Origin of the sequence: Xanthomonas sp. MLO165 (assembly GCF_018831305.1) — a bacterium.
Taxonomy (GTDB): domain Bacteria; phylum Pseudomonadota; class Gammaproteobacteria; order Xanthomonadales; family Xanthomonadaceae; genus Xanthomonas; species Xanthomonas arboricola.
The window spans coordinates 2,755,406-2,770,039 of sequence record NZ_CP029263.1; the positions used below are offsets into that span (position 1 = coordinate 2,755,406).

Here is a 14,634-nt window from a genome sequence, read left to right on the forward strand (position 1 = left end):
ATCAGTGCATTGCAAGGTGCGCCCCCTTGGGTAACGGCTTGAGCAAAAAGGCCAGCGGAATCGTGCAGACCACGATCACGCCGAAGATCCAGAACAGATCGCTATAGGTCATCACCAGGGCCTGCTGCTGCACCAGGCGCGCCAGCTGCGCGACCGAGCGAATGGCCGCCTCGCCGCCGGCGCTGCCCTGCATCTGCGCAGTCAGCCCGGAAAGAAAGTCCTGCGCGCGCGAGGAATTGGCGGTGATCGCGCTGCCGATGGTTTCGGTATGGAAGGTCATGCGGCGCTCCTGGAAGGTGGAGATCAGCGCAAGCCCCACCGAGCCGCCCAGGTTGCGGCCGGCGTTGAACAGGCCCGACGCATCGCCGGCCAGTTCGGGCGGCACAGATGAAATGGCCGCCTGGTTCAACGACATCATCGCCAGCGCCAGGCCGCAGCCCTGCAACAACTGGCCGGCGACAAAATGCATGCCCACGGTGTCGGCGGTCAGCGACAGATTGGCGAAGCAGGCCGCGGCAAAGCAGATCAGCCCGGCGATCACCAGGATGCGCACGTCCACCACCTCCAGCAGCTTGGGCATCATCGGCATCAACAGCACGGTCGGCAGGCCTGACAGCAGCAGCACGTAGCCGGCCTGCTCGGTGTTGTAGCCGGAGATCACCGCCAGGAACTGAGGAATCATGTACATGACGCCGAACAGGATCATGCCCACCGCCATGATCATGACGAACACCGCGCCGAAACTGCGATGCAGCAGCAGCGACAGGTGGATCACCGGCGGCCGCTTGCGGAACTGGCCCACGACCAGTGCAGCGAATCCGCTGAGCGCGATCACGCTCAGCGCGTTGATCTCGCTGGATTCGAACCAGCGCTCGCGCTGGCCCTCTTCCAGCACCACGGTGAGCCCGCCCAGGCCGGCGGTCAGGCCGTAGATGCCCAGCCAGTCGGCATTGAGCAGGCCGGCCCAGTCGCCTTTTTCATGCTTGAGGCCAAGCAGCAGCAAGGCCACCAGGCCGACGCAGATCGGCACGTTGATGAAGAAGGCGTAGTGCCAGCTGACGTTCTCGGTGAGCCAGCCGCCGAGCAGCGGGCCGATCACCGGGCCCATGATCACGGTCATGCCGAACAGCGCGGTGCCCATCGTTTGTTGGCTCGGCGGCAGCCGGGTCGCAACGATGGTCAGCGCGGTCGGAATCAGCGCACCGCCGGCCAGGCCCTGCCCCACGCGGCCGATGATCATCATCGTCAACGAGGTCGACAGCCCGCACACCACCGAAAACGCGGTGAACATCAGCGCGCAGATCAGCAGGAAGTTGCGCAGGCCCAGCGTGCGCACGAACCAGCCGGTCAGCGGGATCATGATGATCTCGGCAACCAGGTACGCGGTGGAGATCCAGGTGCCTTCGGTGCCGCTGGCGCCGACCTCGCCCTGGATGGTGGGCAGCGCCGCGTTGACGATGGAGATGTCCAGCGTCGCCATGAACGAGCCGATGGTGCCGGCCAGCACCGCCAGCCAGGCGCCCGGCTCGGCCTTCTCGCGTTGCGCGCTGCCGCCGGCACGCGGGCCGGTGGCTGCCGTTGCATTCATCGCGCGCGCTCCTGCGCCTGCACGCGATCGGATTCCTCCTCGGCCCGTTGCTTGGCGTCCTTGGCCGAGCGCGTGTCCACGGTGACCTCGACCGACATGCCCGGCACCAGCACCTTGCGCGCCTCGTCGCCGGCCAGCACGCGGATGCGCACCGGCACGCGCTGCACCACCTTGGTGAAGTTGCCGGTGGCATTTTCCGGCGGCAGCAACGCGAACTGCGAGCCGGTGCCCGGCGACAGGCTCTCGACCTTGCCGTGCAGCTTGACGCCCGACAAGGCATCGACCTCGATCTCGGCCGGCTGGCCAGGACGCATCAGGCCGACCTGGGTTTCCTTGAAATTGGCGATCAGATACAGCGATTCCTGCGGCACGATGGTCATGGTGCGGGTGCCGGCCCCGAGGAACTGGCCGACCTGCACGGTCTTGTCGCCGACGCGGCCGTGGATACGGCTGGTCAGCAAGGTGTCTTCCACCGCCACACGGGCCTGGTCGGCATCGGCGCTGGCCTGCTTGAGACCGGCCTGGGCCTGCTCCAGCTGCGCGTTGCTGGCCAGGATCTGGCTCTGCGCGCCCTTGGCCTGCGCCTGCGCGGCCTGGTACTGGGCGCGTGCACGTTGCAGCTCGTGCTGCAGGCTTTCCTGGTGCTCGTGGGTGTCGGCGCCGGAGGCGGCCAACGGGGCGAAGCGCTTCACTTCGGCTTGGGCGAAGGTCAGGCTTGCCGCTGCCGAGGTGACCTGGCTACGCGCCTGCACCAGCGCTGACTCCTGCCCGGACACGTTGGCGGTGGCCGCGGCGATATCGGCCTGGCGCGCGGCGATCGCGGCTTCGGCCTGCTGCAGGTTCGCCTGGTAGGTGCGGTCGTCGATCTGCAGCAGCGGCTGGCCGGCTTCCACGATCTGGTTGTCGCCCACCATCACCTTGGTCACGTAGCCGCTGACCCGCGGCGCCACGGCGACCGAGTCGGCCTGCAGGTAGGCATTGTTGGTGTCCTGCATGTAGCGGCCCTTGATCAGGTAATAGGCCAGCCAGATCACCAGCAGCACCACCACCAGCACCCCGACCACGATCAGCGTCCATTTGACCTTTGGGTTCTTCAACGGCGAGGGCTTGGGCGGCTCCTGCTCGTTGTGCGCGCCGGTGCCTTGCGCATCCGTGCCCGAAGGCTGGCCGTCGTTGGACTGCTGGTCGTGGTTGCTCAAGGTGAGGCGTCCTGTGTCGTGGGCGAGGCGCGCGCGACGACGTACCGCATCAGCGGTCCGGCGAAGGCGGCGCAACCATACAATTATTTGAACCGCCCGGTACAGATTGCGTGACGACCGCAGTCAGCGCGCGCTCGGACTTGCAGGCGCACGCCTGGCAAGCGCTCTTACAAAACTGGAGGAGCGACTGCGGCGGTCAGCGACCGGTCTTGATCTCGGTCCACAGCCGCGTATACAGCCGGTCCACCTCCGGCGGATTGATCGCATAGGTGAACATCTTGGCGGTCACCTCCGGCGGCGGGTAGATGGTGGGGTCGTTGCGGATCGCCGCGTCCACCAGCGGCGTGGCGGTGCGCACCGGGTTGGCGTAGTGGATGAAGTTGCTGTTGGCCGCGGCCACGTCCGGCTTCAACAGATAATTGATGAAGGCGTAGGCGTTGTCGGGGTGCTTGGCGTCCTTGGGAATGGCCAGCATGTCGAACCACTGCGGCGCGCCTTCCTTGGGGATCGCATAGGCCACCTTGATGCCGTTGCCGGCTTCCACCGCGCGGTCGCGCGCCTGGATGATGTCGCCCGACCAGCCCACCGCCAGGCAGGTGTTGCCGTTGGCCAGCGAGCTCACGTACTGGCTGGAATGAAAGTTCTGCACGTACGGGCGGATCGTCTTGATCAGCGCGGCAGCCTGCTCGATCTCGGCCGGCACGCTGCTGTGCGGATCCAGGCCCAGATAATTGAGCGCGATCGGAATCAGGTCCGAGGGCGTGTCCAGCAGGGTCACGCCACAGTCCTTCAACCTGGACAGGTTTTCCGGCTTGAACACCAGGTCCCAGCTGTTGGCGACCTCGGTGTTGCCGAAGATCGCCTTGAGCTTGTCCACGTTGTAGCCGATGCCGGTGGTGCCGATCATGTACGGCACGCCATAGGCATTGCCCGGGTCCTGCGCGGCAATGCGCCGCATGATGTCCGGGTCCAGATTGGCCAGATTGGGGATCTTGGCCTTGTCCAGCGGCAGGAACACGCCGGCCTGGATCTGCCGGCCGAAGAAGTTCAGCGTGGGCACCACCACGTCGTAATCGCTGCCACCGGCGAGCAGCTTGGTTTCCACCATCTCGTCGCTGTCGAACACGTCGTAGGTGACCTTGATGCCGGTGCTCTTCTCGAACGCGGGAATGGTGTCTTCGGCGATGTAGTCCGAGTAGTTGTAGACGTTGAGCACCTTGGCCCGCGCCTCGGCACCGCCGGGTGCGTTGCTGCCACCGCAGGCGGCCAGCAAGGTGGTGGACAGCGTCAGGGCGAGCAGTCGCAGCGTCATGCGGGTCTCCAGGGCAGCGCGATCAGGGCGGGCCGGGATGCGGCCGGTCGAAGGGCCAGCCTACCCATGGTGGTTGTGTTTGCACAGCGCGGCGTGGCGGATACCAACCGTACGCACCCGCTGGCCGGCGCGGCCGGCGCCGCAAGCGCCTCTGCCGGCCGCCCTGGCGGGTACGCGACCGGCAAAGCTTGACGTGCGCCGGCCGGCTTAGGCGGCAACGATGCCTAGCGCCTGCGCAGTATCGTCCAGCGCCGCCCAGGCCTTGTCGAACAGCTCATCAACCTGTTCGCAGGTGATGATCAACGGCGGCGACAGCAGCATCGCATCGTAGGTGGCACGCAGGATCAGCCCGCGCCGCAGCGCGAAATCGCGGCACAGCGCACCGACCCGACCGCGTTCGGGGAAATAGACCCCGCGCCGGCGTTTGTCCGGCACCAGTTCCAGGGCCCCGACCAGGCCGGCGATACGCGCCTCGCCGACCAGCCGGTGCTCGCCCAGCTCGGCCCAGCGTTGCGCCAGGTACGGCGCGATCCGGGTACGCGCGGTGTCCACGATGCCTTCGTCCTGCAGCAGGCGCAGGTTCTCCAGCGCCACCGCCGCGCAGACCGGATGTCCCGCATAGGTGCCGCCGTGCGCGAGCTCACCGCCCTGCGCCTTGAGCACGCCGGCCACGCGATCGTTGAACATCGCCGCCGCCAACGGGATATAGCCGGAGGTGATGCCCTTGGCCAGCGTCATCACGTCGGGCTGGAAGCCGAAATAATCCGCACCGAACCAGGCGCCGGTACGCCCGAACCCGCAGATCACCTCGTCGGCCACCAGCAGCACGTCGTAGCGCTTGCAGATGCGCTCGATTTCCGGCCAGTAGCTGCGCGGCGGGATGTACACCCCGATCGCGCCCATGATCGGTTCACCGATAAACGCCGCCACGTTTTGCGGCCCGAGCTGCAGGATCCTGTCTTCCAGCCGACGCGCCGCCAGCAGCCCGTACTCCTCTGGATCCATCTCCCCGCCATCGCCGAAGTGATACGGCGGCGCGATGTGGTGGATATCCGGAATCGGCAGGCCACCCTGCCTGTGCATGCCGCGCATGCCGCCCAGGCTGGCACCGGCCATGGTGGTGCCGTGATAGCCGTCATGACGGCCGATGAAGATGCGTTTTTCCGGCTGCCCCTGCACCGCCCAGAAATGCCGCACCAGCCGCAGGATGGTGTCGTTGGCCTCCGACCCGGAGTTGGCGAAGAACGCATGGTTCAGATCGCCCGGCGTCAGCTCCGCCAGCTTGGCAGCCAGATGGATAGTGGGCTCGGTGGTGCACTGGAAAAAGCTGTTGTAGTACGCCAGCTGTTCCATCTGCCGCGCCGCCGCCTGTGCCAGCTCCTTGCGCCCGTAGCCGACATTCACGCACCACAAGCCGCCGAACGCATCCAGCAACTTGTTGCCCTGCGCGTCCCAGACATACACGCCCTCGCCACGGGTCAGGATGCGCGTGCCCTTTTCGGCCAATGCCGCGTTGTCGTTGAACGGATGCAGATGATGGGCGGCATCGAGCTGCTGCAAGGTTTCCAACACAGTGGGGTGCACGGCTTGCTCCGGAAGTGGCTCACGCCAGTGGCGCGAATGCAGTGGCGTTACGAAAGGCAGCTGGCGCAAAACGCATCGGACGCCTGCAATAAACGTAGGCCTGGACCATGGCCAGACGACCTGCCCTCATCCGCCCTTCGGGCACCTTCTCCCGAGGGGAGACGGGAGCGGCGCGGCACGCTGCGCCGAGCGCAGACGCCTCACACATTCAACAACAGGAACTCCCGCTCCCACGAACTGATCACACGGAAGAACGTCTCGTACTCCTTGCGCTTGACCGAGATGTAGGCGCGCACGAAGCGCCGCCCCAGCATCTCCTGCAAGGCCTCGCAGCCCTCCAGTCCGTCCAGCGCCTCGCCCAGCGAGCGCGGCAGATCGTAGCCCTGCTGCTTGCCGTTGCTGCTGATCGGCGCGGTCGGTTCGAGCTTCTCGCGGATGCCGAGCAACCCGCAGGCCAGGGTCGCCGCCATCGCCAGGTACGGATTGGCATCGGAGCCGGCAAAGCGGCTTTCCACCCGCATGTTCTGCGGCACATCGATCGGCACCCGCAGCCCGCAGGTGCGATTGTCGAAACCCCACAGCACATTGCTCGGCGACACCTCGCCGAACATCAGCCGCCGGTAGGAATTGACGTTGGGCGCCAGCAGCCCCATCGCCATCGGAATGTATTTCTGCAGGCCACCGAGATAGTGCGCAAAGGTGTCGCTGAAGCCGCCTTCGCGTTTGCCGCTGAACACGTTCTTGCCGGTGCCGGCATGCAGCAGGCTCTGATGGATATGCATCGCACTGCCCGGCTCGGTCTCCATCGGCTTGGCCAGAAACGTCGCATACACGCCATGCCGCAACGCGGCCTCGCGCATGGTGCGCTTGAACAGGAACACCTGATCGGCGCGCGAGAGTGCATCGGCGTGGGTGAAGTTGACCTCCAGCTGCGCGGCGCCGGATTCGTGGATCAGCGTATCCACATCCAGTTCCATCGCATCGCAATAGTCGTACATCAGGTCCAGGATGGGGTCGAACTCGTTGACCGCATCGATCGAATACGACTGCCGCGCGGTCTCCGGCCGACCCGAGCGCCCGGCCGGCGGCAATAGCGGAAAGTCCGGGTCGGTGTTCTTCTGCACCAGGAAGAATTCCAGCTCCGGCGCCACCACCGGTTGCAGCTTGGCTTCGGCATAGGCGTCCAGCACGCGCCGCAGCACATTGCGCGGGGCAAGCTCATGCGGCTGGCCGTCCTTGGTGTAGCAATCGTGGATGACCTGCGCGGTGGGATCGGCCGCCCACGGCACCATGCGCACGGTGGATGCATCCGGGCGCAGATGCATGTCCGAATCCGATGGCGAGGTCAGCTCGTAGTAATCGTCAGGGAAATCGCCGGTGACGGTGGTGGCGAAGATGCCTTCCGGCAGCCGGGTGCCGTAGTCGTGCGAAAACTTGTCCGCCGGAATGATCTTGCCGCGTGCGTTGCCGGTGATGTCCGGCACCAGGCACTCGACCTCGGTGATGTGGCGGTCCTTGAGCCAGCGGCGCAGCGCGCTCTCGGGCTGCTTGGGTGTGGATGTGCGCGAACGGGTGCGGATCGACATGCAACCTCACTGACCGCGTCGAGCGGCGTATTGGCGACAGGCCTCGCCGAAGGCCTGGAAGATGGCACGGTAGAACGGATGCTGTGTGACACGCCACTCCGGATGCCACTGCACCGCGAGCAGAAAGCCCGGCCCGGGGCCGCGAAAGGCTTCGATCAGGCCATCCGGCGCTTGCGCCTCGATCAGCAGGCCGTCGGCCAGGCGTGCAATGCCCTGCCCGTGCAGCGAGTTCACCATGACCTGCGCGCTGTCGCTCATGTCAGCCAGCAGGCCGCCGGGATGCAGCTGCACCGGATGCGCCGGGCCGTACTGCGTGTCCAGCGGCATGGCGCGGTCTTCGCGGTGATCAAGCAGGCCAGGCACGTCATGCACGCGTTGATGCAGGCGCCCGCCCAGCGCCACATTGACCTCCTGCAGCCCGCGGCAGATCGCCAGCACCGGCAGGCCACGCGCAAGTGCCTGCGGAATCAGTCCCAGGCTGGTGGCATCGCGCGCCGGGTCGTGCGGATTGCCCTCCCAGCTCGGCTCGTCGCTGTAGTGATGCGGCTCGACATTGCTCACCGCACCGGTCAGCAACAGGCCATCCAGGCGATCCAGCCACGCGCGCGCATCCAGCGTGGGCTGCAGGCTCGGCAACAGCACCGGCATGGCTCCGGCTGCGTCCACCACCGCGCGGATGTACTTCTCGCCGGTGGCCAGAAACGGATGCGGCCCTTGCTGGATGCGATCGGTCGGCAACCCGACCAGTGGAACGACAGCCATGCGGATCTCCCGGTTGAACGCGGCTGCATCACGTCTGCGCTCGCCACCAGGCAGGCGCTGGCACTGTACAGGGCACAGGTGGCGCGCAGCTGGCGGCTTGCGCATCACCTGCATCGCTCCGACCGCGACGACTTGTCAGCGCGTGGTCGCCCCGGGTTGATCGGGTGCGTTGCCGATGCCTGCGAACTTACCGTGCGGCCACCTGCATTGCCAGGGTCCACACGCGCACAGTTGCGAACGATCACATGCGCTTTGCTAGTCTGAGCGGCGACCTTGCAGGTGGTGCCCATGGTTTCCGAGAACTCCGTCGCGTACTTGCCCGCCATCGATGCCGCCACACTGGCGCAGATCGATGGCTGCGAAGCGGCCGATCTGCTATTGCCCGATACCAATGGCGTGCTGCGTGGCAAGCGTGTGACAGCCGAGGTCCTGGGCAAGGTCTATCGCGATGGCGTGTGCCTGCCGATGTCGCTGATCGCCACCGACATCACCGGCAATACCGTCGAGGAAACCGGGCTGGGCTACGCCATCGGCGATGCCGATCGCATCTGCCGGCCGATCGCCGGCTCGCTGCGCCCGGTGCCGTGGGCACCGCGGCCGATGGCGCAGCTGCTGCTGGCAATGCATCAGCCGGACGGCAGCGTGTTCGAGGTCGCACCGCGCGCGGTCTTGCAACGCGTGTTGCACGGTTTTGCTGCGCTCGGCCTGACCCCGGTCATTGCGGTGGAACTGGAGTTCTATCTGTTCGATGCGGTGCCCGATGCGCAGGGACGCCCGCAGACGCCACGCGACCCGAAGACCGGTGCGCGCAGCGACAGCACCCAGGTGTATTCCTTGCAGGACCTGGACGACCAGCGCAGCTTCACCGACGCGGTGACTGCCGCCTGTCGCCAGCAAGGCATCCCGGCCGACACCGCCGTGGCCGAATACGCACCTGGCCAGTTCGAAATCAACCTGCAGCATCGCGCCGATGCGGTGGCCGCCTGCGACGAGGCGATCCTGCTCAAGCGCACCATCAAGGCGATTGCGCAACAGCAGGGCAAGCTCGCCAGCTTCATGGCCAAGCCGTTTCCCGGCCAGGCCGGCAGCGGCCTGCACCTGCACGTGAGCCTGCTCGACGTCGACGGGCACAACGTGTTTGCCGGCAACGTCGATGTACCCGCCGACCGCCTGCGCCATGCCATCGCCGGCCTGCAGCGGCACGCCGATGCCTCGCTGCTGATGTTCGCGCCGCACGCCAACAGTTACCGCAGGTTCGTCAGCAATGCCTTCGTGCCGCTGGATGCGAGCTGGGGCTTCAACAACCGCACCGTGGCGCTGCGCATCCCGCATAGCGATGCACGCAACACCCGCATCGAGCATCGCATCGCCGGCGCCGATGCCAACCCGTACCTGGCCGCCGCCGCCGTGCTCGCCGCCATGCTGGACGGCCTGCAACATCCCGGCGAGCCCAGCGCGCCAGTCACCGGCAATGCCTATGCGCAAGCGGTCTTTCGGCCGCGCACCTGGCAAGCCGCGGTGGATGCATTCGGCGCCAGCGACTTTGTCGGCGCGCAGTTCGGCAGCCAGTTCCAGCACGTATTCGGCCAGCAGAAACAGCGCGAGCTGCTCGACTACCAGGCGCAGGTGCCCGATCTGGATTACGCCCGGTACCTGCGGATCGTCTGATGGACGGCCCGGCCACATCGCTGCCGCCAACCGATCCGCCGGGTAACGGCTATCCCGACAGCTGGTACGCCCGCAGCACGCCGGCCTTGCCTGAGCAACCATGCCTGCAGGGCGTGCAACGTGCCGATGTCTGCATCCTCGGCGCCGGCTACACCGGCCTCACCGCCGCCCTCGCCCTGGCCGAGGCCGGCTACAAGGTCGTCGTGCTGGAAGCCAGGCGCATCGGCTGGGGCGCCTCCGGGCGCAACGGCGGCCAGGCCATCGTCGGCTACGGCTGCGAGCAGGAAACCCTGGAAGCGCTGGTCGGCGATGCCGACGCGCGGCTGCTGTTCGACTTCTCGCGCGACGGCATGCACCTGCTGCGCGCGCGCATCGACCGCCACGCCATCGCCTGCGACTGGCGCGACGGCCACGCCCATGTGCCGCTGAAGCCGCGCCAGGTGCAGGCCTTGCAGCACGGCATCGTGCGCATGGCCGAGCGCTACGACTACCCGCTGGAATGGTGGGACCGCGCGCGTACGCGGCAGGTGCTGGACAGCCCGCTCTACCTGGGCGCGATGTTCGACCCGGCCAGCGGCCATCTGCATCCGCTGGCCTATGCGCTGGGCCTGGCGCGCGCAGCGCTGGCGGCCGGCGTGCGCATCCACGAGGCCTCGCCGGTCTCCCGGCTGGAGCACGGCGCGCGCGTGACCATGCAGACCGACCAGGGCAGCGTCAGCGCCGAGTTCGGCGTGATCGCCGGCAATGCCCTGCTGCAGGGCATTTCCACGGCGCTGGAGCGCCGCATCATGCCGGTCGGCACCTATGTCGGTGCGACGCCGCCGCTGGGCCAGGCCCGTGCACGCGCGCTGATCGCCAACGACATGGCGGTCGCCGACACCAACTGGGCGCTGGACTACTACCGGCTCAGTGCCGACCACCGGCTGCTGTTCGGCGGACGCGCCAGCTACTCCTCGCGCCCGCCGCACGGCCTGGATCGGTTGATGACCCGACGCATGCACACGGTCTTCCCGCAACTGCGCGACGTGCCGCTGCAAACGCTGTGGGGCGGCTACGTGGACATCTCGCGCAACCGCGCCCCGCACTGGGGCCGGCTGGGGCCCAACGTGTATTTCGCCCAGGGATTCTCCGGGCATGGCGTCGCCGCCACCGGCCTGGCCGGCCAGGTCATCGCCGAGGCCATCGCCGGCCAGAGCCGACGGCTGGACGTGTTCGCACGCATTCCGCATCGGCCCTTCCCCGGGGGGCGCCTGCTGCGCACGCCGCTGCTGGTGGCAGCGATGAGTTGGTACCGGCTGCGCGATGCGTTGTGGTGATATAGGGCGCCGTCTTGGGCGCTTTGAGACGCGGCGCTCAAGTTTTGGCGAGCAGGGCCGTTAGCTGGTATGACGGTTCGATCCGCACGGCCAGCCGATGTCCCCAGGTACCCTACATCGCAATAGTGAAAGCGCAGTCCTGCCGCAACGCGTGTTGCTGGTGGAGAACTCGCGCACTTTCACCAGCATGCTGCGCGAGGCCATCGAGCAACGCGTGGAGCTGCCGGTCACGGTCGTGTCGACGCTGGCGGAAGCCGCCCGTGTACTGGACGAAGAAGACGGCTGGTTTCTGGTCCTGACCGGCCTGGTATTGGTGGACGGCGACCGCGACAAGGTCGTGGAATTCTTCCTCTCGCGCAAGCTGCCCACGGTGGTGGTCAGCGGCGTCTATGACGAGGATCTGCGCCAGCGCGTGCTGCAGCAGCAGATCATCGATTACGTGCTCAAGAACGCGCCCGGCAGCATCGAATATCTGGCTTGGCTGGTGCAACGCCTGGAGCGCAATCGCCGCATCGCCGCGCTGGTGGTGGACGATTCCCTGTCCGCAAGGACCTATGCGGCCGCGTTGCTGTCGATGTACGGCTACCGCGTGGTGCTGGCGGCCGACGGTGCGGCCGGCCTGCAGGCGATCGAGCGCGACCCCGGCATCCGCCTGACCATCGTCGACCAGGAAATGCCCGGCATGGAAGGGGTGGAATTCACCCGCCGTCTGCGTGCGATCCGTTCGCGCGACAAGGTCGCGGTGATCGGCATCTCCGGCAACAGCGACTCGTCGCTGATCCCACGTTTCCTCAAGAACGGTGCCAACGATTTCCTGCGCAAGCCGTTCTCGCGCGAAGAGTTCTTCTGCCGCGTGTCGCAGAACGTGGACCAGCTGGAACTGATCGGCACGCTGCAGGACCTGGCCACCCGTGACTTCCTCACCGGCCTGCCCAACCGGCGCTATTTCCTGGAACAAAGCCAGCGGGTAATCCCCACCCTGCTGTCGCAGGAGCAGACGGTCACCGCGGCGATGCTGGACATCGACCACTTCAAGCACATCAACGACACCTGGGGCCACGAAGCCGGCGACCAGGCGCTGCGCGCGGTGGCCGCGTCGGTCTCCAGTCATGCGCGGCCGCAGGATCTGGTGGCGCGTTTCGGCGGCGAAGAATTCTGCCTGCTGGTACCGGGGCTGGATGCCGCCAACGCCACCAGCTACTTCGAAACCCTGCGCGAACGCATCAGCGCACTGCGCGTGCGGATCGGCGACGAAACCCTCAGCATGACGGTGAGCATCGGTGTCTGCATCGCCACCGAAGACGGCCAGTCGCTGCACCATCTGCTGGGCGAAGCGGACAAGTACCTCTATCTGGCCAAGGCCGGCGGCCGCAACCAGGTGCGCCTGGCCAGCTGAGCGGCGCAGGTTCGTGCGCCGCACGGCCGGCGGCGCGCCCGATCCGGCGGTATCGCCGCAACATAGAATCGTCCCGCAGCACGCACGCCGCCCGCGCGCCGTAGCCGGATTTGATCCAGATCAACGCGTTGGCGATCACGCGCGCCTATCGTGCCCTCATCGTATGGAACAAGGGCGAACGATGGCTTTGCTGGTCTGGCAGGACGACCTCAACACCGGGATCGAGGTCATCGATCACCAACACCGGCGCATCGTGGAAATGATCAATCAGTTGCATGCCGCGCAAACCAGCCTGCAACGCCTGGCAGTGGCCGAGGTGATCGACGAATTGATCGACTACACGCTGTCGCATTTTGCCTTCGAGGAAGAACTGATGGAGGAAGCCGGCTACCCCTTCAGCCTGGCGCACAAGCGCGTGCACGAGGTCTTCGGCAAACGTGTCGGCGAGTACCGGCTGCGGTTCCAGGCCGGCGAAGACGTCTGCGACGAACTCCGCAGCATGCTCTCGCGCTGGTTGTTCAACCATATCCGCGGCGACGACCAGGCCTATGCGCCGCAGGTGATCGCACATCTGGACCAGTTCGCGCGCAGCCACCAACACGGCAACTGGCTGGGACGCACACTCAAGCGTCTGTTCCGCTAGCAATCGCTCCGGCGCAGGCGCGTGCTCGCGCGCAACAGGGCGGTGCCGGTCATGCCGCATCGAGCAAGCGCGTTCCCGAGGATCGGCAGGCCAGCATCGCCAGCACCACGGTGCAGCAATGTACGCAATACCTAGACCATTGGCCCGAAGACTTCATTTCGCGCAGAAGCAGCCAGCTTCGGAGAAGTGCACCTGGGCGGGACCTGCCTCAACGATGACGCCGACTCGCGTACGCCTTCAAACGCCAACCGGGCGACGCGATCTGCGGGCCACGACCAACGCCAGCAGGCTCAACACCGCCGCGGCGCCCAGATACTGCCCGACCGCCTGCACGCCATAGCGTGCGGCCAGTTGCGTGGCCACGTACGGCGCCGGTGCCGCCCCCAGGATGCTGGCCAGATTGAACGACAGCGAGGCTCCGGTGTAGCGCACCTCGGTGGGATACAGCTCGGCCAGCAGCGTGCCGCAGGGGCCGTAGGTCAGGCCCATGAAGAAGAAGCCCAGTGCAAGGAACGCGAGTACCTGCAACGGGTGATTGGCCTGGAACAGTGGCGCGAACGCCAACCCGAACGCGATGATCGCCACACTGGCCAGCATCATCGCCAGCGGCGCGCCATGCCGGTCGCCGAACCTGGCCGACAGCGGGATGCCGATCGCGAAAAACACGATACCGGCCATCTGCAACAGCAGGAATTGCTCCTTGTCGTAGCCCAGGGTCTTGGTCCCGAAGCCCAGCGCGAACACCGTCATCAGATAGAACAGCACGAAGGTGGCGAATGCGCCCAGCGTGCCGATGATCAGCGCCGGCCAGTGCTGCGAGATCACCGTACCCAAGGGCAGGCGCACGCGGGTCTTGCGATCCAGGGCCTTCTGGAAGTCCGGCGTCTCGGTGATGCTCAGGCGCACCCACAGGCCGGTCAGCACCAGCAATGCGCTGGCCAGAAACGGCACCCGCCAGCCCCATTGCATGAACTGCGCATCGTCGAGCAACGCGCCCATGCCGAGAAAGGTGCCGGTGGACAGCAGAAAGCCCAGCGGCGCACCCAGCTGCGGAAACATGCCGTACCACACGCGCTTGCCGGGCGGCGCATTTTCGGTGGCAAGCAGCACGGCCCCGCCCCACTCGCCGCCCAGACCCAGACCCTGGCCAAAGCGGCACAGCGCCAGCAACGCAGGTGCGAACACGCCGATCTGCGCGTAGCTGGGCAGCAAGCCGATCGCCACGGTGGACAGGCCCATCGTCAGCAGCGCCGCCACCAACGTGGCCTTGCGCCCGATCCGGTCGCCGAAATGGCCGAACACTGCCGAGCCCACCGGCCGTGCGATAAAGGCCACCGCAAACGTCGCCAGCGACTGCAGCATCGCCGCACTGCCATCGCCCGCCGGAAAGAACAGCGTCGGAAACACCAGCACCGCAGCGGTGGCGTAGATATAGAAATCGAAAAACTCGATGGTGGTGCCGATCAGACTGGCGAACAGCACGCGCGCAGGCGAATTGATGGGAGCGGCAAGCGGCGCAGCAGCAGTCATCGTTGATCGGCATCCAGACAAGACAAGTCAGCCGATTCTGGCAGATTGCA

The 14,634-nt window shown here is 66.5% G+C and carries 11 protein-coding genes; 4 read left to right on the top strand and 7 right to left on the bottom strand.

Annotated elements, in window-relative coordinates; genetic code table 11:
* Window position 1: 1 nt before the first annotated feature.
* The 6 genes from DGN21_RS11655 to DGN21_RS11680 all read right to left on the bottom strand — a co-directional run bounded on the left by DGN21_RS11655 (window position 2) and on the right by DGN21_RS11680 (window position 8,031).
* Window positions 2–1,588 carry an MDR family MFS transporter gene (locus DGN21_RS11655; RefSeq protein WP_024940507.1) on the bottom strand — a complete coding sequence of 529 codons (1,587 nt, stop codon included), beginning with the start codon at window positions 1,586–1,588 and terminating at the stop codon, window positions 2–4.
* Window positions 1,585–2,787 (bottom strand): HlyD family secretion protein, encoded by a 1,203-nt coding sequence (locus tag DGN21_RS11660; protein ID WP_126966051.1) that lies wholly within the window; start codon window positions 2,785–2,787, stop codon window positions 1,585–1,587. Before DGN21_RS11660 ends, DGN21_RS11655 begins: the two co-directional genes overlap by 4 nt.
* 196 nt (window positions 2,788–2,983) lie before the next feature.
* The gene (locus DGN21_RS11665) at window positions 2,984–4,099 is read right to left on the bottom strand and encodes a polyamine ABC transporter substrate-binding protein (protein ID WP_024940509.1); all 1,116 of its coding nucleotides are present in this window, start codon (window positions 4,097–4,099) and stop codon (window positions 2,984–2,986) included.
* A gap of 207 nt (window positions 4,100–4,306) precedes the next feature.
* On the bottom strand, window positions 4,307–5,683 hold the full coding sequence (locus DGN21_RS11670; protein WP_126966050.1) for an aspartate aminotransferase family protein: 1,377 nt from the start codon (window positions 5,681–5,683) through the stop codon (window positions 4,307–4,309).
* A gap of 200 nt (window positions 5,684–5,883) precedes the next feature.
* Window positions 5,884–7,269 carry a glutamine synthetase family protein gene (locus DGN21_RS11675; protein WP_104645879.1) on the bottom strand — a complete coding sequence of 462 codons (1,386 nt, stop codon included), beginning with the start codon at window positions 7,267–7,269 and terminating at the stop codon, window positions 5,884–5,886.
* 6 nt (window positions 7,270–7,275) lie between these two features.
* Entirely contained in the window at window positions 7,276–8,031 is a 756-nt protein-coding gene (locus tag DGN21_RS11680) for a gamma-glutamyl-gamma-aminobutyrate hydrolase family protein (RefSeq protein WP_126966049.1), read from the bottom strand.
* A gap of 288 nt (window positions 8,032–8,319) precedes the next feature.
* Here DGN21_RS11680 and DGN21_RS11685 point away from each other — a divergent pair, with 288 nt between their 5' ends.
* The 4 genes from DGN21_RS11685 (at window position 8,320) to DGN21_RS11700 (ending at window position 13,054) form a co-directional block, all read left to right on the top strand.
* Complete coding sequence (locus tag DGN21_RS11685; RefSeq protein WP_126966048.1) at window positions 8,320–9,699, top strand: glutamine synthetase family protein; 1,380 nt, start codon at window positions 8,320–8,322, stop codon at window positions 9,697–9,699.
* Window positions 9,699–11,015 carry an FAD-binding oxidoreductase gene (locus tag DGN21_RS11690; protein ID WP_126966047.1) on the top strand — a complete coding sequence of 439 codons (1,317 nt, stop codon included), beginning with the start codon at window positions 9,699–9,701 and terminating at the stop codon, window positions 11,013–11,015. Before DGN21_RS11685 ends, DGN21_RS11690 begins: the two co-directional genes overlap by 1 nt.
* 97 nt (window positions 11,016–11,112) lie before the next feature.
* Window positions 11,113–12,411, top strand: a complete 1,299-nt coding sequence (locus DGN21_RS11695) for a diguanylate cyclase (protein WP_039512053.1) — start codon at window positions 11,113–11,115, stop codon at window positions 12,409–12,411.
* Window positions 12,412–12,592: 181 nt separating this feature from the next.
* Window positions 12,593–13,054 carry a bacteriohemerythrin gene (locus DGN21_RS11700; protein ID WP_054592757.1) on the top strand — a complete coding sequence of 154 codons (462 nt, stop codon included), beginning with the start codon at window positions 12,593–12,595 and terminating at the stop codon, window positions 13,052–13,054.
* A gap of 237 nt (window positions 13,055–13,291) precedes the next feature.
* On the opposite strand, the gene DGN21_RS11705 is transcribed toward DGN21_RS11700, so the two are convergent.
* A complete protein-coding gene (locus DGN21_RS11705; RefSeq protein ID WP_126966046.1) occupies window positions 13,292–14,584 on the bottom strand; it encodes an MFS transporter in 1,293 nt (430 codons plus the stop codon).
* Between the last annotated feature and the right edge of the window lie 50 nt (window positions 14,585–14,634).

Coding starts and splice junctions, on each gene's coding strand:
- DGN21_RS11665 (WP_024940509.1), bottom strand. CDS start 4,099: ATGACGCTGCGACTGCTCGCCCTGACGCTGTCCACCACCTTGCTGGCC.
- DGN21_RS11695 (WP_039512053.1), top strand. CDS start 11,113: ATGTCCCCAGGTACCCTACATCGCAATAGTGAAAGCGCAGTCCTGCCG.
- DGN21_RS11675 (WP_104645879.1), bottom strand. CDS start 7,269: ATGTCGATCCGCACCCGTTCGCGCACATCCACACCCAAGCAGCCCGAG.
- DGN21_RS11690 (WP_126966047.1), top strand. CDS start 9,699: ATGGACGGCCCGGCCACATCGCTGCCGCCAACCGATCCGCCGGGTAAC.
- DGN21_RS11685 (WP_126966048.1), top strand. CDS start 8,320: ATGGTTTCCGAGAACTCCGTCGCGTACTTGCCCGCCATCGATGCCGCC.
- DGN21_RS11705 (WP_126966046.1), bottom strand. CDS start 14,584: ATGACTGCTGCTGCGCCGCTTGCCGCTCCCATCAATTCGCCTGCGCGC.
- DGN21_RS11655 (WP_024940507.1), bottom strand. CDS start 1,588: ATGAATGCAACGGCAGCCACCGGCCCGCGTGCCGGCGGCAGCGCGCAA.
- DGN21_RS11700 (WP_054592757.1), top strand. CDS start 12,593: ATGGCTTTGCTGGTCTGGCAGGACGACCTCAACACCGGGATCGAGGTC.
- DGN21_RS11680 (WP_126966049.1), bottom strand. CDS start 8,031: ATGGCTGTCGTTCCACTGGTCGGGTTGCCGACCGATCGCATCCAGCAA.